Source organism: Vreelandella aquamarina (assembly GCF_044805175.1).
In the GTDB taxonomy this organism is placed as follows: domain Bacteria; phylum Pseudomonadota; class Gammaproteobacteria; order Pseudomonadales; family Halomonadaceae; genus Vreelandella; species Vreelandella aquamarina_B.
This window is the reverse complement of sequence record NZ_CP085232.1, coordinates 545854-564351: the sequence shown is the minus strand read 5'-3', so window position 1 is coordinate 564351 and position 18498 is coordinate 545854. Positions and strand designations below refer to the sequence as shown.

The following is an 18498-nucleotide window of genomic DNA, read 5'->3' as shown; positions in this document are numbered from 1 at the left end:
ACAGTGCGATATGTGCTTCTACCTACTCATCCAGGGTGAGCGATGCTTGGCGCTCCTGCCACCCCTGCAGCTGGTTAAAAATGCGTTCGGTAATGCGTACTTCTTGCGGGCCAATCGCAGTGATACGCCCGTAGTTGCTACCTACATAGTTACCCTCGCGCACACTGGTCACACTACCATCAGGCGCACTAATCAGTGCTACCTGTTTACCTCCCATGCGTAGCGTGCCAACTAAACGCAGCTCTTGCAGCTGAAACCTTTCAAGCGGTTCAGGTGCGCGCTGCGGATCTGGGGCAAGCGCACTATCCATCACTGCCACCGTGTTGTTGGCGCGGATACTTTCCGGTGCGAGGAAGGGGCTACGTGCATCACCGTAACGGTAATCCACTGGCTGATACTCTGGCATTGTCGGCATTACCATTGGGGGCTCACCCGCGGGAGTACGGCGAATCTCCTCCAATAGCGTATCAAGCTGACTTAAGTTTGCATCACTACAGCCAGCTAATAAACTAATCCATCCAAGGGTGAGTAGACGCTTCATTGGGTAGGCGCCTCTTCTTGCGCTTCTTCTATATCTTGCGCTTCTTCTATATAGCTGTAGGTACGTGCCAGCAGCGACATACGTAGCGCTCCCCCTCCCTCGCCGGCAGAAGCAAGGGTTAGGTCGTGTTGAGTGATAATACGCGCGAGCTGGCTGATATCCGCCACAAACTGCGCTAGTTCGTGATAACCACCGCGCACCTGAATATCCAGCGGGTGTTCGACGTAGTGAGTATTTCGCACAGTGGGTCTTAGGCGGATGGCTTCAATCGTTAAGCGATTTTCCACCGCCGCATCGCTGATGCTATCTAGTAGAGAAGGTATCTCAGCGCTGGTAGGCAGCATAGCGCGCATAGCCGCCATTTGTTCCTCTAAGTCCGCCAATTGCTCGCGCAGCTCGGGAAGCAGCGCCGCTTCGGATACTTTGCTGCGATACTCGCTTAATAGGCGTGTTTCTTGACGCTTGGCCGCTTCTAGCTCGGCACGTTTGTCACTTACCAGCCACCAGCTCAAACTGCCAAACGCAATGGCAAAAGCGAGCAGCCCACATAACGCTTTTAATAGCGCAGGCCACTCCCCCGCTTCTCTTATATCCAGCCCTTGCCAATCCACCTCCTGTAGCCGCCGCCACTCATCCCGCCATCGTTCACGCCTCCACATCATGGCGCTTCCTCCTCGGCAGCGACGTCTTCTACAACAGACTGCACGACATCAAACTGGAATACCCGGCTGACGCTATCCTCGCCACTGGTTACCTCGGAGAGCTGCGGTACCCCTAACCCTGGCATACTGGCAATTTGTCGCAGTTGATCCGATACCTGCCGCTCGCTCCCTGCCACGGCAGAAAAGCTAACCTGCTCTCCGTTACGGGATAGACGCTGATACACCACGCCATCCACTACGCTTGCAGCGATATTATTGAACAGTTGTACAGTGCCCACTCGCTCTGCCTGCAAGGTCTGAAACAGCGCCAGCTGCTCGCCCAACTGTTCAGCGGTCTCTTGATAGCGCTGCACGTCGGCAATTTCGTTATTCAAGCGCTCAATGTGGTTCGTGATATAGGCATTACGCTGCTGCTGAGCCGCTAACTGCTGCTGATAAATCTGCAAGACTCCCAGCCCTAACCCAATACCTGCTAAGAGCATCATCACTACCACCCCATAAAATCGGCGTGTACGCTTTTCACGGCGCGCTTCCCGCCAGGGCAGTAAATTGATCTTGATGCTCATAACCCCACCCTCATCGCCAAACCACCAGCGGTGAGCATGGCCGGTGCGTCATTAGTTAGGCCTTCAATATTGAGGCGTTTGTTCACTCGCATACGTTGAAACGGGTTGGCAATAGTGACTGACATGCCGCTATCTTCGGCAATCCGCTCAGCTAGCCCCGGGATCACACTGGAGCCGCCCGCCAGTACGATGTGCTGCACTTCGTGCTGGCGCCCAGCGGTGTAGTAGAGCTGCAGCGACCGCCCTACCTGCTGCACCACGGTTTCCAAAAACGGATTCAGCACTTTGTCGTGGTAATCGTCTGGCAAGCCGCCACGCTTTTTAGCAAAACCGGCCTCTTCAATGCTCATATCATAACGGTCACGAATGGCATCGGTCAGCTGACGCCCGCCAAACACCGTGTCGCGGCTGTAGACAATATGGCCGCCGCGTACTACGTGGAAGGCGTTCATGTTCGCCCCGATATCCACCAGCCCGACACAGGCATTAGGATCGTTATCAACGTTTAATTGGCGGCGCAGCTCAGCCAGCGAGCGCTCCATAGCAAATGTTTCCACATCTACTGCCGCAGGCTCCAGCCCCGCCCGCTCCAACGTCTCGGTGAGTTGGGAAACATCCTGCTGGCGGCAGGCGACCAGTATCACCTGCTGCTGCTCTTCATCAAACGGTGCGGGACCGAGGCAATGGAAATCGAACGCTACCTCGCTGAACGGAAACGGAATATGCCGGTCAGACTCGGCAATGATGCGCTCCTCTATCTCATCTTCGCTAAGCGAAACGGGAAACTGGAGCGTTTTAGTAATCGCGGCGCTAGCGGGAACAGCCACAGCTGCTTTACGGGTGTAGGGCTTGGCGTGCTCAACGGCTCGGCTAAGCACGTTGGCAACATCGTTAATATCGCGGATACGGCGCTCCACTACAGCGCCTTCACGCAAGGGGCGCACGGCGTAGCTTTCTACCTGGTAGTTATCGTTACACCGTTTAAGTTCAAGTAGCTTGACGGTTGCCGAAGTAATATCGACACCAATCAACCCTTTACTGGGTTTTAGTAAGCGCATACTGATTCCGGCTCCGCCTGCCTATCGTGCGAGTTTCGAGGTTACATGATTTTAAGTTAAGGCACACGCCCATGCCCCTCGCTATATCAACACTGGTGGCCGCTGCCTCCCCTTCCTATAATGGCAGCCAATTGCGCGCTATGGCGGTTATACCACCATACCTACTCTTCTTTTCACGGGTGCCCACTGTTCATGACGTTTTTACGAACTCTTGTGTTGTCACTATTTTCGCTGGTTGTCGCGCTATCTGGCGCAGTCATACTGGCGGTGATTGGTGCCGCTATCTACTTCTCGCCGGGGCTACCCGACGTGCGCCAACTGCAGGATTTTGAACTGCACACACCGCTGCGTATCTTTACTAACGACGGCAAGCTGATCGGTGAATTTGGCGAAGAGCGCCGCGTGGCGGTCGACTTCGATGACATACCCCAGAATATGGTCAACGCATTAATTGCTGCCGAAGATGCCAGTTACTTTGATCACGCAGGCGTTGACCCGCGCGGCCTAGCCCGAGCAGCGGTCGAGCTGATTCAGAGCGGTGGTACCATCCAGTCAGGCGGCTCCACCATTACCATGCAGGTCGCGCGTAACTATATGCTGACGCTAGACCAGACCTTCACGCGCAAGATCCGTGAGATTCTACTAGCCCTGCAAATGGAGCAAATCCTCAATAAAGAGGAGATTTTCGAACTCTACGTTAACAAAATTTTCTTGGGTAACCGCGCCTATGGGATTGCTGCCGCTGCCGAAACCTACTACGACAAGCCGCTCAATGAACTAAGCCTAGCCGAAACCGCCATGATTGCTGGGCTGCCCAAAGCCCCCTCCGCGTTTAACCCGCTGGCAAACTCCGAGCGCTCGCTGATCCGTCGTAACTGGATTTTGTTCCGTATGCGCGAGCTTGGCTATATCGATAACGACACCTACCAAAGCGCCGTACAAGAGCCGGTCACCGCTCGCCGTCATTACACCCAGGCCGAAGTAGAAGCGGCCTACGTGGCAGAAATGGCTCGCCAGTATGCCATCGAACGCTTTGGCGATGACGCTTACACCGGCGGCTACCGTATTTACACTACCATTGATAGCGAGCTTCAACCGTTTGCCCGTCAGGCACTGGCCAACGGTCTTATTGATTACGACCTGCGCCACGGCTGGCGTGGCGCTGAGCAGGAAGATATCGCCCCCAGCTTGGTGGAAGCCCAGGAGCAGACCAATACCCAGGGTTTAGAAGAGGAGCTATCGGAATCCCCCGAAATCCGCCAAACCGCCCGTCAAGCGGCCCAACGTAGCCAAACAGAAGTCGCGGGCGTGGATGGCGATGTGAGTAACTGGCTGCAAGTGCTAGAGCGCACACCCGACTACGGCCTGCTGCAGCCCGCCATTGTGGTAGAGAGCAGTGGCCGTGAAATGCAGGTGCTGACCCGTGGCGGCGAACTGCAAACCATTGGTTGGGAGGGCCTAAGCTGGGCGCGCCCCTACCTGAGCCCGCGCAGCCGCGGCGCCGAGCCAAGCAGTGCCAGCCAGATTGCCGAACGCGGCGACCTGATTCGCGTGATGGAAACCGGCGAAGGCTCGCTGCGCCTTTCTCAGCGCCCCGATGCCGAAGGCTCGCTGGTGGCCCAAGACCCGCGTACCGGCGCCATTCTGGCGCTGCAGGGTGGGTTTGATTTTAACGCCAGCAAATTCAACCGCGCTGTACAGGCACAACGTCAATCGGGTTCGATCTTTAAGCCGTTTATTTATCTCGCTGCCTTGGAAGATGGCGAAATGAACGCGGCCAGCGTGGTCAATGACGCGCCGGTGGTGCTGGATGACGGCAGTGATTCCCTCTGGCGGCCGGTAAACTCCAGCCGCGACTTCCAGGGGCCGATGCGCCTACGCCCAGCCCTGGCCCGCTCGCGTAACTTGGTGACCATCCGCGTCCTGCAAACCATGGGGCTAGACCACACAATCCAGTACCTAGAAGGCTTTGGCTTTGCGCCGGAGCGCCTGCCACGCGGCCTCTCCCTGGCACTGGGTAGCGCAAGCCTAACGCCCATGGAAATGACCAACGCCTACGCAGTGATCGCCAATGGCGGCTTCCAGGTATCGCCCTGGTTTATTGAACGAGTTACCCGTGACAATGATAACGAGGTAGTTGACGAAGCAAGCCCACAAGTGGCCTGTAATACCTGTGCTGAAGGCCAGGAAACGGTCGAAGTGAATGGTAAAACCTACCCAGTGGCCCCCCGCGTTGCCGACCCCGCAGCGATATATATCCTGCGCGATATGCTCCGCGACGTCATCACCTCTGGCACGGGCAGCGCAGCGCTGAGCCTCAACCGGGAAGATATCGTCGGTAAAACCGGTACCACCAACAGCCAGCGTGATGCATGGTTTGCCGGATTTAACAGCAACCTCGTCACCACGGTGTGGGTCGGTAAGGATAGCAATGACACCATTGCCGAGTACGGTGCCAACGCGGCACTGCCGATCTGGATCGACTTTATGGGCAATGCGCTCGAAGGTACGCCTTCAGCACTACCCGAGCGCCCCGATACCATCGTCACCGCACGGGTGGACCCGAACACTGGCCGCCGCCTGCACGATGACCAGTCAGGTGGTATTTCTGAGCTGTTCCACCAAGATCACTTACCAGACTTCCAGCCCCGCCGCATCAGCCAGGAGCTGGAAGAGGCCAGTGGCTCGCAAGGTTCTGGCACTGCCGAGTCGATTTTCTGATCGTGAGTCACCGCTAATCTTGGCGAGCGACGAACACAAAAGCCCGGAAACGTAAGTTTCCGGGCTTTTTTTGTACTGCTTGTATCGTAGCTGGTTGTATTAACCGGTGACCGGCGGTGCTTCGCGCTTGCTAGCCTGCCAGTTGGCCAAAATAGCGACCAGCATCACCACGACCCCGGCAATTTCCGTCCAAAGGCTTGGGTAGAACACGCCGACAATCGCACCGCCAATGGCCAGACGCGGCAGCCAGGACATACGGGTGAACAGGTACCCCTCCAGGGAAGCGGCAAAGGCACACAGCGCGAGCAAGGCAATCACTGCGTTCCAAGCCACCACAAGCACAGGCCCGCCGATAATGATCTCTGGGTTAAAGACCATAAACAGCGGAATTAGGTAGAGCCCTTTGGCAAACTTCCACGCCTGGAAACCAGTTTCCATGGGTTTACTGCCCGCAATCGCCGCCCCGGCAAACCCCGCGAGCGCAATAGGTGGCGTCACGTTGGAGTCCTGGGAGTACCAGAACACCACCAGGTGGGCGATAAGCAGCGGCACGCCGAACTCAGCGGTTAGCGCTGGCCCCACCAGCACAATCAACACGATATAGCTGGCGGTGACGGGTAGGCCCATACCCAGAATCAGGCTTGCCAGCAGTACCATCACCAGGGCCAGGACCAGGTTGCCACCGGAGAAGGCCAGCATCATGGAAGAGAACTTCAGACCCAATCCGGTCAGGCCAACTACACCGACGATAATACCGGCCACCGCACAGGCCATCGAGACGGCCACCGCGTTGCGCGCGCCCAGCTCTAACCCTTGCACTAGCTTCACCAGCCCCGCCCAAATCACCGATTTGGTACGCTCAGCGGTAACCGGCTGGCCCTGCTTGGGTGCCACAAAGAAGTACCACAGTGCATAGCGCATCACTGCCACCACCACCATGGTCACCACCGCGTAGTAGCCCACTCGCATGGGCGACATGCTCATGGCCAGTAGCCACACCAGCACCGCCAACGGCAGTAGGAAGTGCCAGCCATCTTTCATTACCTGGCGCATTTGCGGCAGTTCGCTTTTGGCCATGCCCTGCATGCCCTGCTTCAAGGCAATGATATGCACAAACAGGTAGACCGTCGCGAAATACATAATCGCCGGGAGGATACTGATTTTGACAATGTCGAGGTACGGCGTGTTGGTATATTCCGCGATCAAAAATGCGCCCGCGCCCATCAGTGGCGGCATAATTTGCCCGCCGGTAGAGGCCGCTGCCTCAATGCCCCCTGCCTGCTTGGGCTGGTAGCCCAACTTCTTCATCAGTGGAATAGTAAACGCGCCGGTGGTCACCACGTTGGCAATGGCGCTACCAGAAATGGAGCCCATGCCTGCTGATGCCAGCACGGCCGCTTTGGCGGGACCGCCCCGCTGGCGTCCAGTAGCCGCGTAGGCCATATCGATAAAGAACTTACCGGCACCGGTGCTTTCCAGAAAGGCACCAAACAGGACGAAGATAAAGATGTAGGTGGCGGCAACGCCAAGCGGCAGGCCGAAGATACCCTCTTGGCCCAGGTAGAGCTGGCCCGCCACACGGTCTAAGCTATAGCCACGATGCTCTAAAATTCCTGGCATCCACTCCCCCAGCCAGGGCAGCTCGCCACGGGGGCCAGCGAAGGCATAGATAATGGCTAACAGACCAATCACCGTCATGCCAAAGCCCACGGCACGGCGGCTAGCTTCCAGCACGGTCACCGTGGCAATGCAGGCGACTAAAATATCGGTTTCGTTCCAGAACCCGGCGCGGCTGAAAATCGCATCCAGGTTAAAGACCAAGTAGCCGCCAGTAATCAGCGCCCCGGCAAAAAAAGCCAAGTCAATGCCCCAGCCCAGCACACCGCGCTTACGGTTTGGCCCAAAGACAGGGAACATTAAAAACGCCAGCATCATAATCAGCGCTAGGTGGATACTGCGCTGATAAAACAGACCTAAGGGCTGGATACCCGCCGAATAGAGTTGAAATAACGAAAGCCCCACCGCAACGATGGTAATACACCATAAAACGAAGCGGGGTTGAATCGCATTACCGCCCGGCATCACCGCCGGTGGTGGCGTGGTTTCGTTCATGAAATCCTCGGAGCGTTAGCTAACTTAGTGGTTTTAAAACCAACTTACTTTTATTAAAACGTAATGAGATGAACGTTTTAGTCAGGGGAGATAAATTATGGCGTTTAAGGGGCTGACAGTTGAATGGTCACACGCTGCCCAGCAGCTTGCTCGCTCAAACTCACCGTGGCGTGTTCACTATCAGGCCATACCACGCGGTGATTGACCGCCGTTGATCCCACTCGCAGCACGTAGCGATTGTTGGCAACCGGTTCGTTAATCGCATTGATCCAGTACCCGCCCTCACCATCGGAGACCTGCTCGCCCCGCCCGTAGATATGTCCAAGCCCAGCGGCGAAGTCCGGTTGATGGCTACGCTCAAGCTGCATTGTGCCGTTCGCGTTGCGGTAACAGTCCAGAACCGTGAAGTGCTCGACAGAGTGCTGCCACTGGATGCACCAGCGACTACCTATCGGTGCGGCTGCATCCACTAGCGTTTCGCCCTTCTCGGTGACAACCGTTAAGCGCATAGACGACGCCGAAGCGGGGGTATCCCCCGCTTCGGCAAACGAACCAATCATTAACAGCAGCGCCATCAGTCTTAACTGCCACTGCATGGCCGTGCTCCTTGATCGGTTACGGACGCAGACGGTCCGGGATCTCAGCACCGACTTCCTCAAAATAGCGAATCGCGCCCGGATGCAGCGGTACCGGTGTAGAGTCCATGGTGAACTCGATGGTGGTATCGTTAGCTGCTGGGTGAACCGCGATCAGCTCATCAGTGTTTTCAAACAGCAGCTGGGTCAGCTGATAAGCCAGCTCTTCGTCCATATCAGAGTTGACGACAAGCACGTTAGGAATACCGATGGTCTGAACCGCTTCGTCCATACCTTCGTACATGCCAGCAGCCAGCTTATAAGGTGCGAATACCTCTTCAGCCTCTTGGGCATTGGCTACCTCTTCATCTGTGAGGCTAATCAGGCGGATATCACGAGTGGCTGCTAGGTTCAGGATAGAGCTGGTGGGCGGGCCTACACTCCAGAAACCAGCGTCGATGTCGCCATCACGAATCGCATCGGCGGTTTCGTTAAAGTTGAGACGCTGTGGCGTGAAATCATCATAGCTAACGCCGTTTGCTTCTAGCAGGGCGCGGGCGTTCAGTTCGGTGCCGCTACCCGGTGCGCCCACAGACACACGCTTACCAGCCAGGTCCGCAATGCTCTGAATATCGGACTCCGCCAGGGTAACGAGCTGTACGGCATTGGGATATACCGAGGCCAGCGCGCGGGTGTTCTCAATCTGGCGGCCATCAAAATCGCCGGTACCAGTGTAAGCTTGGTAGACCGTATCGGCCAGCGCCAGCGCCATGTCGGCATCGCCGCGCATAATCAGGCCCATATTCTCAACAGACGCACCGGTCACTTCGGCAGTCGCTTGGGCACCTTCAATATGCTCGTTGATCATTTCCGCAAAGCCGCCGCCAATGGGGTAATACACCCCACCGGTGCCGCCGGTAGCGATGGACAGCTGCTGCGCGCTGGCAGGCAGCGCCACGGCTAACATGGATGCTGCTACGGTATATTTTAGAGTTCGCATGAGCGTTTCCTCCGTCCTGATTGGACTTATAGGTATGGTTGACACATAGGAGGTGTAAAGCCCCAGCCTCGGATAACGGGTAATGGCTACCCGAGACGGTGCAAAGAAGTTAGCACGGGTGATGCGTGGGATGCTAATACAGCGCACGGCTCTCACCCTATCCCAGCAGCGCTTTTACTTGTTCTACGATATGAGCACCGATTGGCAGTGCCGAGGTGGCGGCAGGCGATGGCGCGTTGCCTACGTTCACCGTCCTCTTGGTATTCACAAACAGAAAATCATCCACCAGCTTGCCATCATTAGAGACCGCCTGGGCGCGTACCCCCGCCGGGTAAGGTGTTAGGTCGTCAAGCGTTAAGCTGGGGCAGTACTTGCGCACCAGCTCCAGGTAACCGCGCTTATAAAGCGAGTTTTTCATCTCAAACAGCCCTGGTTTTAAATGCTTACCGAGCACTTTCAAAATACCGGGATGGGTGAACATCTGACCCATATCGCTTAACGACATATCCTGCTTACGGTAGCCCTCGCGCTTCAGTGCCAGCACCGCGTTAGGGCCAACGGTCACCGTGCCATCAATCATGCGCGTTAAGTGAACGCCTAAGAACGGCATGGCGGGGTCAGGAATGGGGTAAATCAGGTGGTTGACGATCTGGTTGTGGCGCTCGGGCAGCAGGTAATACTCCCCACGGAACGGGCAAATCGTAAAGCCCGGGTCTTTGCCCAGCATACGAATCACCCGATCCGCCATTAGGCCAGAACAAGAGATTAAATAGCGGCCGGTAAACGTTTCCTGCTGAGTTGTTACCACCACTTCGTCAGCACGCTCTTCAAGGCCGGTCACGCAGTGGTTAAAGCGGATCTCACCGCCGAGGCGCGTAAACTCCGCCGCCATGGCGCGGGTCACCTCGGCATAGTTCACGATGCCGCTGGAGGGCACGAAAATGCCCGCCACGCCGGTAATATTGGGCTCGCGCTCCTTAAGCGCGTCGGCTTCCAGCCACTCCCGCTCCAGCCCGTTGGCGGCGGTGCGCTCCCACAATGCCTCCATGCGCTGCTTTTCAAGGTCATTGGTGGCTACCAGCAGTTTGCCGCAAATGTCGTAGCGCACGTTGTGCTGGTCGCAGAACTCACGCGTGGCGCGGTTGCCTTCTAGGCAAAACTTCGCTTTCAGGCTACCCGGCGTGTAGTACACCCCCGCGTGAATCACCCCGCTGTTGTGGCCGGTTTGGTGTTGGGCTGGGCCGGACTCTTTCTCGACCACCAGCAGGCGTTTATCCGGGTAGGCCTTTTGTAGCTGCATGGCGGTAGAAAACCCCAAAATGCCACCGCCAACAATGATGAAATCCCACATGAATATCGTTACCTGTGCCAAATTTTCAAAATTTATTGATAATAGCCGTTAATTCACGTTGATCGCCACGCCCCTACATTGGTCTAACCCTCATTGGTCTAAGGAGTCCCCATGGAGCACGATGCGCCGCGCCAGAACCTCGCGATTAGCGCCTACCACGCGCTAAAGCACGACATCATTCGCGGCCGCTACGCCCCTGAAGAGAAGCTCTTAATGAGCCGCCTAAAAGAGTATTACGGGGTGAGCACAGGGCCGCTGCGCGAAGCACTTTCCCAACTGGTGGCGGACCGCTTGGTGGTGGCCATCAGCCAGCGCGGCTACCGGGTCGCGGCGATGTCGCTGGCCGAACTGAACGATATCTACGACGCCCGTGCCCAGTTAGAGGGTCTGATTTTGCGCCTAGCGATTGAGCGCGGTGATGACGACTGGGAGGCCAATGTGTTGGCTACCGCCCACCGCCTAGCCAAGGTGACCGAGGTTAGTTCCCCCGACGAGCTGCTGGACGGCTGGGATTTACGCCACAAAGCGTTTCATACTGCGATTGCCAGCGGCTGTAACTCACCGCACCTGCTGCAAATGCGCGACACCCTTTTTGACCAGGTAGAGCGCTACCGCCACTTATGGCTGCAAGAGACTGTGATGTCGCCCCAAGCCCTTGAAACCAAACGTCAGGAGCATGCGGCACTGGTAGACGTCATTCTGGCGCGAAATGCTGAGCAGGCCGCCAACCTGATGCGAGACCACCTCATGACGCCGGTGCCGATCATTACTCGGGTACTTCAAGCCCGTGGCATCCGTTAAATTCTGCGTTTTAAAAAAATGTAGAAATTTTTAAATAACGGCGATACATTGGTCTCAACAAGATCACTTTTCGGAGTTCACGCTATGACACGCTTTAACTGGGACGACCCGCTTCTGCTGGAAAGCCAGCTCACCGACGAAGAGCGCCAGATCCGCGATGCGGCCCACGACTACTGTCAGGAAAACCTGCAGCCACGGGTACTCAGCGCCTTCCGTGAAGAGCGCTTCGACCGCCAAATCATGAACGAAATGGGCGAGCTGGGCCTACTAGGCGCGACGGTTTCCCCGGAATACGGCGGTGCAGGCGTTAATCACGTGGCCTACGGCCTGATCGCCCGCGAAGTAGAACGTGTGGATTCCGGCTACCGCTCAGCCATGAGCGTGCAGTCGTCACTGGTGATGTACCCCATCGAAGCCTACGGCTCCGAAGAGCAGAAGCATAAATATCTGCCCAAACTCGCCAGCGGCGAGATGGTCGGCTGCTTCGGTTTGACTGAGCCAGACCACGGCTCCGACCCTGGCTCGATGATTACCCGTGCGGAGAAAGTGGATGGCGGCTACCGCCTGACCGGCGCGAAAATGTGGATCACCAACAGCCCGATTGCCGATATTGCCGTGGTATGGGCGAAATCTGCCGCTCACGATAACCAGATCAAAGGCTTTATCGTCGAGCGCGGCACCGAAGGCTTCTCCACCCCAAAAATCGAAGGCAAGGTATCGCTGCGCGCCTCGATCACCGGCGAGATCGTGCTGGACAACGCCTTCGTTCCCGAAGAGAACCTGCTACCCAATGTTAGCGGCTTGAAAGGCCCCTTCGGCTGCTTGAATAAAGCCCGCTACGGCATTGCCTGGGGCGTGATGGGCACCGCTGAATTCTGCTGGCATGCCGCCCGCCAATACACCCTGGACCGCAAGCAGTTTGGCCGCCCGCTGGCCGCCAACCAGCTGATCCAGAAAAAGCTGGCCGATATGCAGACGGAAATCACCCTGGGCCTTCAAGCCGCCCTGCAGGTGGGCCGTTTGATGGATAGCGGCAACTGGGCACCGGAAATGATCTCGCTGATTAAGCGCAACAACTGCGGTAAAGCGCTGGATATCGCCCGCATAGCCCGCGACATGCACGGCGGTAACGGCGTGTCTGACGAGTACGGCGTGATTCGTCATATGGTGAACCTGGAATCTGTGAATACCTACGAAGGTACCCACGATGTGCACGCTCTCATTCTGGGTCGCGCGCAAACCGGCATTCAGTCATTTTTCTGATTTATAACAACGAAGCCACTTCGATCAGCGAGGCACCCAATGAGCACAGTCGCACAGCCACTAGCAGGCATTAAAGTACTCGATATTTCTCGCGTACTGGCAGGCCCCTGGTGTGGGCAGATGCTGGCCGACATGGGTGCCGAGGTGATCAAAATCGAGCGCCCCCAAAGCGGCGATGACACCCGCCATTGGGGGCCGCCCTGGCTCTCCGGCAGCGCTGAATCGGCCTACTACCTATGCGCTAATCGCGGTAAGCGCTCGGTCACGGTAGATATGGCCAAGCCCGAAGGCCAGGCGCTGATCAAACAGCTCGCCGCCCAGTCGGATGTAGTGCTGGAGAACTTTAAAGTCGGCGGGCTAAAGAAGTATGGCTTGGATTACGCCAGCTTGAAGGCGATTAACCCCGGCATTATCTACTGCTCGATTACCGGCTTTGGCCAGGAGAGCCCCTACGCCCACCGGGCGGGCTACGACTTTATGATTCAGGCCATGGGCGGCATTATGAGCCTGACCGGCAAGCCGGATAGTGAACCCGGTGGTGGCCCGGTCAAAAGCGGCGTGGCGTTTACCGATATCTTTACCGGTTTGTATGCCGCCAACGCAGTGCTGGCAGCGCTCTACCAGCGCCGCGACACCGGCGAAGGCTGCCATATCGATTTGGCTCTGATGGATGTACAGGTGGGCGTGCTGGCCAATCAGGCGCTTAACTATCTAACCTCTGGCCAAGTACCGCAGCGGCTTGGTAATGCGCATCCTAATATCGTGCCCTACCAAGCGTTTGCCACGGCGGATGGCCATATGATTGTGGCGGTGGGCAACGACGAGCAGTTCAAGCGCTTCTGCCAAGTGATCGACCAGCCGCAGTTGGCACAGGATGAGCGTTTTGCCACCAACGGCAGCCGTGTTCAGCACCGCAAGACGCTGGTACCGCTACTGGAACTCGCCCTAGCGGCACAGACAACCGATACCTGGCTCGCCGCCTTTGAAGCGGTGGGCGTGCCCTGTGGGCCGATTAACACGCTGGATCGCGTCTTTGACGATCCTCACGTAAAGGCTCGCGGCCTCAAGCAGACACTCCCGCATCGCCAAGCAGGAGAGGTTAACTTAGTCGCTAATCCAATTCGTATTAACGGCGAATCCATCAGCGCCCAAACCGCACCGCCAACACTTGGCGAACACACCGACAGCGTGTTGGATGCTATTGGCATTACCGATGAACAGCGTTTGGCACTGCGCCAAGCGGGCATCATTTAAGCTACTCTTCTGCCATGTAGCACTCACTTAAAACGCCCAGCCGGGCGTTTTTTACCAAACAGCGCGTAAAGCATCGCCCAGTCGGGCGGTGATACAAGCGCGCACCGCGTAGCGGTGCCAGATTGACGTCGCCTCACCACCCTGATATTTATACAGCATGACAAAGCGTGCCTACAAAGAACGGTTCTACCCCACCTCCGAACAGGCTGAGCTGCTGGCGCAGTCATTCGGGTGTGCCCGTTTTGTCTGGAATAATACCCTGGCCTATCGCACCGAGGCGTATCAGCAGCGCAGTGAATCGGTCTCGCACTCATCGGCGGAAAAGCGACTGGTGGGCTTAAAGGCGGAGTTTCCGTGGTTGCGGGATGTTTCCAGCGTGATCCTGCAACAAACGCTCCGCGACCAGAAAGCCGCCTTCGACAACTTCTTCAACCCAAAGCTCAAGGCGCGCTACCCACGTTTCAAGCGCAAGGATGGCCGGCAGTCGATCCGGCTGACCAAGGCCGCGTTCCGCTATCGGGAGGGTGAGATCACTATCGCAAAAGCGAAGACGCCGTTACCCATCCGGTGGAGCCGGCCACTGCCCTCTGCACCCTCTACCATCACGATTTCATGCGATCGTGCTGGACGCTACTTCATCAGTTGCCTGTGTGATGTCGTGCCAAAAGCGCTTCCGGTCACGCCCAAAACGGTCGGCATTGACCTTGGCTTGAGCGATGTGTTCATTACCAGTGACGGCGCAAAATCAGGCAATCCGCGTCATCTGAAACGCTACGAGGCGAAGCTGGCCTGCTTGCAGCGCCGGTTGGCGAAAAAACAGACAGGTTCAAACAACCGCAACAAACACCGTCGGAAAGTGGCACGGCTACATGCCAAGATCGCCGACTGTCGACGTGACGCCACCCACAAAGCGACCCGCGCCCTCATTAACGAAAACCAAGTCCTGTGCGTCGAGTCACTTAATATCATTGGTATGATTAAGAATAGACGGCTTTCTAAATCCATTAGCGATGCCGGGTGGGGTGAGTTCGTCCGGCAACTGGAATACAAGGCCGCCTGGGCGGGGCGCCAACTGGTGAAAGTGAGCCAGTGGCTCCCCAGCAGCAAGCAGTGTCATGGCTGTGGCTACAAGGTAGAGAAACTGCCGCTGTCGCAACGTCACTGGCACTGCGAAAGCTGCGGCCACCCCATTGACCGCGACATCAACGCGGCCAGGAATATACAAACCGCCGGGCTGGCGGGGTTAGCCTGTGGAGCGACCGGAGCGGGGGCAGCGGCCTAGCGGCTGTCTAGTGAAGGCGTGTGGAAGCAGGAAGGTTCTGGGGGTGATTTCAGAACCCTCGCCCAAAGCGCGAAGCGCGGCGGGTGGGGAGTGTCAGTTGCGCAGAAGTCAACACGGCGGCCAGCAACCTCTATACAAAACCTATACATGCACATATCAAAGCGCTAGACTGACGTCTAATATATGGCAGCTTCCAGCATAAGTAAGCGAACACGTCAGGAGACATTATGGGTAACTGCGCACGGGTGAACGGCAGGTGTAAACGCTGTGAGGGAGATTTGCCCTTCGACTTCACAATGGCATTCCAGCCTATCGTCGACGTCTCTCTGGCTCGCGTGGTAACCCATGAAGCGTTGGTGCGAGGCGCCAACGGTGAATCCGCCTGGAGCGTTATTTCCCAGGTGACCGATGATCTGCTCTACCTCTTTGATCAAGCCTGCCGTGTGAAGGCGATTGAGCTGGCCAGCGAGCTAGGCATGGAGAGTGATCTCTCGATCAACTTCCTTCCCAATGCGGTATATGAGCCGGAAGCGTGCATCCAAGCTACTCTGGAAGTTTCCCAGCGGGTGGGCTGGCCGATGCATAAGCTGGTCTTTGAAATTACTGAAACCGAGCGGGTACGCGACCGTCAGCACCTGCGTAATATTATTAACGCCTACCGCACTATGGGCTTTAAAACCGCCCTCGACGATTTCGGTAATGGCTACGCCAATCTAGACCTGCTTACTGATTTGGCCCCTGATAAGCTCAAGATTGACCGCGAGCTGGTGATGAACTGCGATCATAACCCACGTCGTCAGGCGCTATTGAATGCCATTATTATGCTCGCTGCCGAACTCGACATGACGCTGATTGCCGAAGGAGTAGAGACCCGCGCTGAAGCCTTATGGCTAGCGCGTGCCGGTATTACCCGCCAGCAGGGCTTTTTCTACGCCAAGCCTACCGTTGGCCAGCTAGGAACTGGATTAAGCCCGCTGCTCGAAACATTACGCAGGGAAGCCCAGCTAAGCTCGGAGCTCTGAATGACAGGTACGAATACTGACCATCTTTACCAACTAGTTAATCGCTCCAAGCGCAATACGGAAAACGTTATCAAGACTGCGCCGTTGGGGATCTGTATTACCGACCCTCAAGGGCACTTTGAGATGGTCAACCCAGCCTACTGTCAATTTTACGGCTACCAAGAAGAGGAGTTGCTTGGCCAGCACTTTACGCTGGTAGTGCCAGAAGCCTATCGCATGCAGGTGAGCCAACTGCATGATGAGTTTATTCGGGGCGACGAAAACTATGAGTTGCGCCAAGAGTGGGAAGTCCGCTGCAACAACGGTGAAACCCGCACCATTATTACTGAAGCAGCCCGCATTGAAGGTGATGACGGCAAGCCACGTAAGGTCACCTTTATTGTTGATATTACCCAGCGCAAACGGCTCGAAGAGCGCCTAACACAAGCTAACGAACGGTTAGAGTATCTGGCCCATCATGACGAACTTACTGGGCTGCTTAACCGTCGCCAAGGGCTTGCCAAGCTGGAGGAGGCACTGGAGCGTTGCCGACGCTACGGTAATCAACTCAGTATTGTGATGTTTGATCTGGATAATTTTAAAAACGTCAATGACACCTATGGCCACAGCACAGGAGATAGCGTTCTCCAAGAAGTCACCCAGGTGGTCAACCAGCAACTGCGCTCCACTGATAGTCAGGTACGCCTAGGGGGAGAGGAGTTTTTGATCATCATGCCTGAAGTCAACGCGGAGGCCGCGCATACGGCGATGGAGCGGATTCGCCAACAGGTCGAACAAACCACCTACACTGAACATCAACTGACCATGACACTATCAGCAGGCATTGCCTGCTACGTTGAAGCCTCCAGCACCAGAATGCTTGATCGCGCCGATAAGGCCATGTACCAAGCGAAACAAGCAGGGCGCAATCGTGTTGTCATCGCATCGTCATCTGTGTGATCAACGCTATTGCACACTATGCTAAAGCAACACCCTATCCTTTAAGGAGCTGAGTCATGAGCAATGCCGAGCTAAACGAACTAAAGCAGAAATACGTCGCGGCGGGCGCTGCAAGCCCCGCTACCGCCTTTGCGGACCGCGCCGAAAACGCTGAGATCTGGGACGCCGACGGCAACCGCTTTATCGACTTCGCGGGTGGCATCGGCGTTTTAAACATCGGGCACCGCCACCCGAAAGTCGTCGCCGCCGTGAAAGCCCAGCTGGATAAGGTGATGCACACCTGCCAAACGGTGATGCCCTACGAAGGCTACGTCAAAGTGGCAGAAAAGCTTAGCCACATCGTTCCCGTGCGTGGCCACGCCAAAGTCATGCTGGCCAACTCTGGTGCCGAAGCGCTGGAAAACGCGGTAAAAATTGCCCGCGCCGCCACCGGCCGCTCCAACGTCATCTGTTTTGACGGCGGCTACCACGGCCGTACTTTTTACACCATGGCGATGAATGGCAAGGTCGCGCCCTACCAAACCGATTTCGGGCCGATGCCGGGTACCGTTTTCCGTGCGCCCTATCCAGTGCCCTACCATGGCGTTAGTGAAGATGAAGCGATTCGCGGCCTGAAAATGGCGCTGAAAACCGACGCCAACCCGAAAGATACCGCAGCGATTATTCTTGAGCCGGTACTAGGTGAAGGTGGTTTCTACCCCGCGCCGAAAAGCTTCCTGGAGAAAATCCGCGAGATCTGTGACGAGCACGGCATGTTGATGATTATCGACGAAGTGCAGTCGGGCTTTGGCCGTACCGGCAAGATGTTTGCCATCGAGCATAGCGGCGTTGAGCCGGACATGATGACCATGGCCAAGAGTATGGCCGACGGTATGCCGATCTCTGCCGTGGTGGGGACCGACAAGATTATGGATGCTTCCGGCCCGAACTCCCTGGGCGGCACCTACACAGGCAGCCCCACCGCCTGCGCGGCGGCGCTGGCGGTCATGGACGTCTTCGAAGAGGAGAACATCCTCGAGAAGAGCCAAGCGCTGGGCGAGAAGCTAGCGACCCGCTTTAACGAGTGGCAAAGCAAGTTTGAGTGCGTCGATAATGCGCGCAATATGGGTGCGATGGCCGCGTTTGAACTGGTGAATAATAAAGCCGACCGCACGCCGAACCCGGAACTGGCCGCGGCGCTATGTAAAAAGGCCCGCGAAGAGGGGCTGATCCTGCTCTCCTGCGGCATGTACGGCAATACCATCCGCTTCCTGATGCCAGTCACCATCGAAGACGACGTGTTGAACGAAGGCTTGGATATCATCGAATCCTGCTTGGAATCACTGATCTAAGCACTGTTCACGCTGAGGCA

16 protein-coding genes are annotated in these 18498 nt (G+C 56.6%); 8 read left to right on the top strand and 8 right to left on the bottom strand.

The features are described from left to right. Positions 1–22: 22 nt before the first annotated feature. From LG300_RS02690 to pilM, 4 genes are read right to left on the bottom strand one after another with little or no spacing between them, the layout of a single operon-like run. Entirely contained in the window at positions 23–541 is a 519-nt protein-coding gene (locus LG300_RS02690) for a pilus assembly protein PilP (RefSeq protein WP_404376888.1), read from the bottom strand. Continuing rightward, positions 538–1203 carry a type 4a pilus biogenesis protein PilO gene (locus LG300_RS02685; protein ID WP_404376887.1) on the bottom strand — a complete coding sequence of 222 codons (666 nt, stop codon included), beginning with the start codon at positions 1201–1203 and terminating at the stop codon, positions 538–540. The genes LG300_RS02690 and LG300_RS02685 overlap by 4 nt, the downstream gene beginning before the upstream one ends. Further along, positions 1200–1769, bottom strand: a complete 570-nt coding sequence (locus LG300_RS02680) for a PilN domain-containing protein (protein ID WP_404376886.1) — start codon at positions 1767–1769, stop codon at positions 1200–1202. Before LG300_RS02680 ends, LG300_RS02685 begins: the two co-directional genes overlap by 4 nt. After that, positions 1766–2827 (bottom strand): type IV pilus assembly protein PilM, encoded by a 1062-nt coding sequence (gene pilM, locus LG300_RS02675; protein ID WP_404376885.1) that lies wholly within the window; start codon positions 2825–2827, stop codon positions 1766–1768. The genes LG300_RS02680 and pilM overlap by 4 nt, the downstream gene beginning before the upstream one ends. A gap of 192 nt (positions 2828–3019) precedes the next feature. Between pilM and LG300_RS02670 the strand changes: the two genes are divergently transcribed. After that, entirely contained in the window at positions 3020–5548 is a 2529-nt protein-coding gene (locus tag LG300_RS02670; RefSeq protein WP_404376884.1) for a penicillin-binding protein 1A, read from the top strand. A gap of 99 nt (positions 5549–5647) precedes the next feature. On the opposite strand, the gene LG300_RS02665 is transcribed toward LG300_RS02670, so the two are convergent. The 4 genes from LG300_RS02665 to lhgO form a co-directional block, all read right to left on the bottom strand. Next, on the bottom strand, positions 5648–7660 hold the full coding sequence (locus tag LG300_RS02665; protein ID WP_404376883.1) for a TRAP transporter permease: 2013 nt from the start codon (positions 7658–7660) through the stop codon (positions 5648–5650). A gap of 104 nt (positions 7661–7764) precedes the next feature. Then, positions 7765–8256: a DUF1850 domain-containing protein gene (locus LG300_RS02660; RefSeq protein ID WP_404376882.1), complete on the bottom strand. Its 492-nt coding sequence runs from the start codon at positions 8254–8256 to the stop codon at positions 7765–7767. Positions 8257–8275: 19 nt separating this feature from the next. Next, a complete protein-coding gene (locus tag LG300_RS02655; protein ID WP_404376881.1) occupies positions 8276–9235 on the bottom strand; it encodes a TAXI family TRAP transporter solute-binding subunit in 960 nt (319 codons plus the stop codon). Between the two features lie 157 nt (positions 9236–9392). Then, positions 9393–10586: an L-2-hydroxyglutarate oxidase gene (gene lhgO / locus LG300_RS02650; protein WP_404376880.1), complete on the bottom strand. Its 1194-nt coding sequence runs from the start codon at positions 10584–10586 to the stop codon at positions 9393–9395. 111 nt (positions 10587–10697) lie between these two features. Between lhgO and csiR the strand changes: the two genes are divergently transcribed. The 7 genes from csiR (at position 10698) to gabT (ending at position 18478) form a co-directional block, all read left to right on the top strand. Continuing rightward, positions 10698–11387, top strand: coding sequence for a DNA-binding transcriptional regulator CsiR (csiR, locus tag LG300_RS02645; protein ID WP_263067610.1), 690 nt, complete (start codon positions 10698–10700; stop codon positions 11385–11387). Positions 11388–11471: 84 nt separating this feature from the next. Continuing rightward, positions 11472–12650: an acyl-CoA dehydrogenase gene (locus tag LG300_RS02640; protein ID WP_404376879.1), complete on the top strand. Its 1179-nt coding sequence runs from the start codon at positions 11472–11474 to the stop codon at positions 12648–12650. A 39-nt stretch (positions 12651–12689) separates the two neighbouring features. Continuing rightward, positions 12690–13904 carry a CaiB/BaiF CoA transferase family protein gene (locus LG300_RS02635; protein WP_404376878.1) on the top strand — a complete coding sequence of 405 codons (1215 nt, stop codon included), beginning with the start codon at positions 12690–12692 and terminating at the stop codon, positions 13902–13904. Positions 13905–14061: 157 nt separating this feature from the next. Continuing rightward, on the top strand, positions 14062–15186 hold the full coding sequence (locus LG300_RS02630; protein ID WP_404376877.1) for an RNA-guided endonuclease InsQ/TnpB family protein: 1125 nt from the start codon (positions 14062–14064) through the stop codon (positions 15184–15186). A gap of 227 nt (positions 15187–15413) precedes the next feature. Further along, complete coding sequence (locus tag LG300_RS02625) at positions 15414–16208, top strand: EAL domain-containing protein (protein ID WP_404376875.1); 795 nt, start codon at positions 15414–15416, stop codon at positions 16206–16208. Then, entirely contained in the window at positions 16209–17147 is a 939-nt protein-coding gene (locus LG300_RS02620; RefSeq protein ID WP_404376874.1) for a diguanylate cyclase, read from the top strand. 56 nt (positions 17148–17203) lie between these two features. Beyond that, positions 17204–18478 (top strand): 4-aminobutyrate--2-oxoglutarate transaminase, encoded by a 1275-nt coding sequence (gabT, locus tag LG300_RS02615; RefSeq protein ID WP_404376873.1) that lies wholly within the window; start codon positions 17204–17206, stop codon positions 18476–18478. Positions 18479–18498: the final 20 nt, after the last annotated feature.

Excerpts from the sequence above, each read along its gene's own strand:
- LG300_RS02670 (WP_404376884.1), top strand. The coding sequence starts at position 3,020 with ATGACGTTTTTACGAACTCTTGTGTTGTCACTATTTTCGCTGGTTGTC.
- LG300_RS02620 (WP_404376874.1), top strand. The coding sequence starts at position 16,209 with ATGACAGGTACGAATACTGACCATCTTTACCAACTAGTTAATCGCTCC.
- LG300_RS02660 (WP_404376882.1), bottom strand. The coding sequence starts at position 8,256 with ATGCAGTGGCAGTTAAGACTGATGGCGCTGCTGTTAATGATTGGTTCG.
- csiR (WP_263067610.1), top strand. The coding sequence starts at position 10,698 with ATGGAGCACGATGCGCCGCGCCAGAACCTCGCGATTAGCGCCTACCAC.
- LG300_RS02680 (WP_404376886.1), bottom strand. The coding sequence starts at position 1,769 with ATGAGCATCAAGATCAATTTACTGCCCTGGCGGGAAGCGCGCCGTGAA.
- LG300_RS02640 (WP_404376879.1), top strand. The coding sequence starts at position 11,472 with ATGACACGCTTTAACTGGGACGACCCGCTTCTGCTGGAAAGCCAGCTC.
- pilM (WP_404376885.1), bottom strand. The coding sequence starts at position 2,827 with ATGCGCTTACTAAAACCCAGTAAAGGGTTGATTGGTGTCGATATTACT.
- LG300_RS02635 (WP_404376878.1), top strand. The coding sequence starts at position 12,690 with ATGAGCACAGTCGCACAGCCACTAGCAGGCATTAAAGTACTCGATATT.
- LG300_RS02685 (WP_404376887.1), bottom strand. The coding sequence starts at position 1,203 with ATGATGTGGAGGCGTGAACGATGGCGGGATGAGTGGCGGCGGCTACAG.
- LG300_RS02690 (WP_404376888.1), bottom strand. The coding sequence starts at position 541 with ATGAAGCGTCTACTCACCCTTGGATGGATTAGTTTATTAGCTGGCTGT.
- LG300_RS02665 (WP_404376883.1), bottom strand. The coding sequence starts at position 7,660 with ATGAACGAAACCACGCCACCACCGGCGGTGATGCCGGGCGGTAATGCG.
- LG300_RS02630 (WP_404376877.1), top strand. The coding sequence starts at position 14,062 with ATGACAAAGCGTGCCTACAAAGAACGGTTCTACCCCACCTCCGAACAG.
- LG300_RS02625 (WP_404376875.1), top strand. The coding sequence starts at position 15,414 with ATGGGTAACTGCGCACGGGTGAACGGCAGGTGTAAACGCTGTGAGGGA.
- LG300_RS02655 (WP_404376881.1), bottom strand. The coding sequence starts at position 9,235 with ATGCGAACTCTAAAATATACCGTAGCAGCATCCATGTTAGCCGTGGCG.
- gabT (WP_404376873.1), top strand. The coding sequence starts at position 17,204 with ATGAGCAATGCCGAGCTAAACGAACTAAAGCAGAAATACGTCGCGGCG.
- lhgO (WP_404376880.1), bottom strand. The coding sequence starts at position 10,586 with ATGTGGGATTTCATCATTGTTGGCGGTGGCATTTTGGGGTTTTCTACC.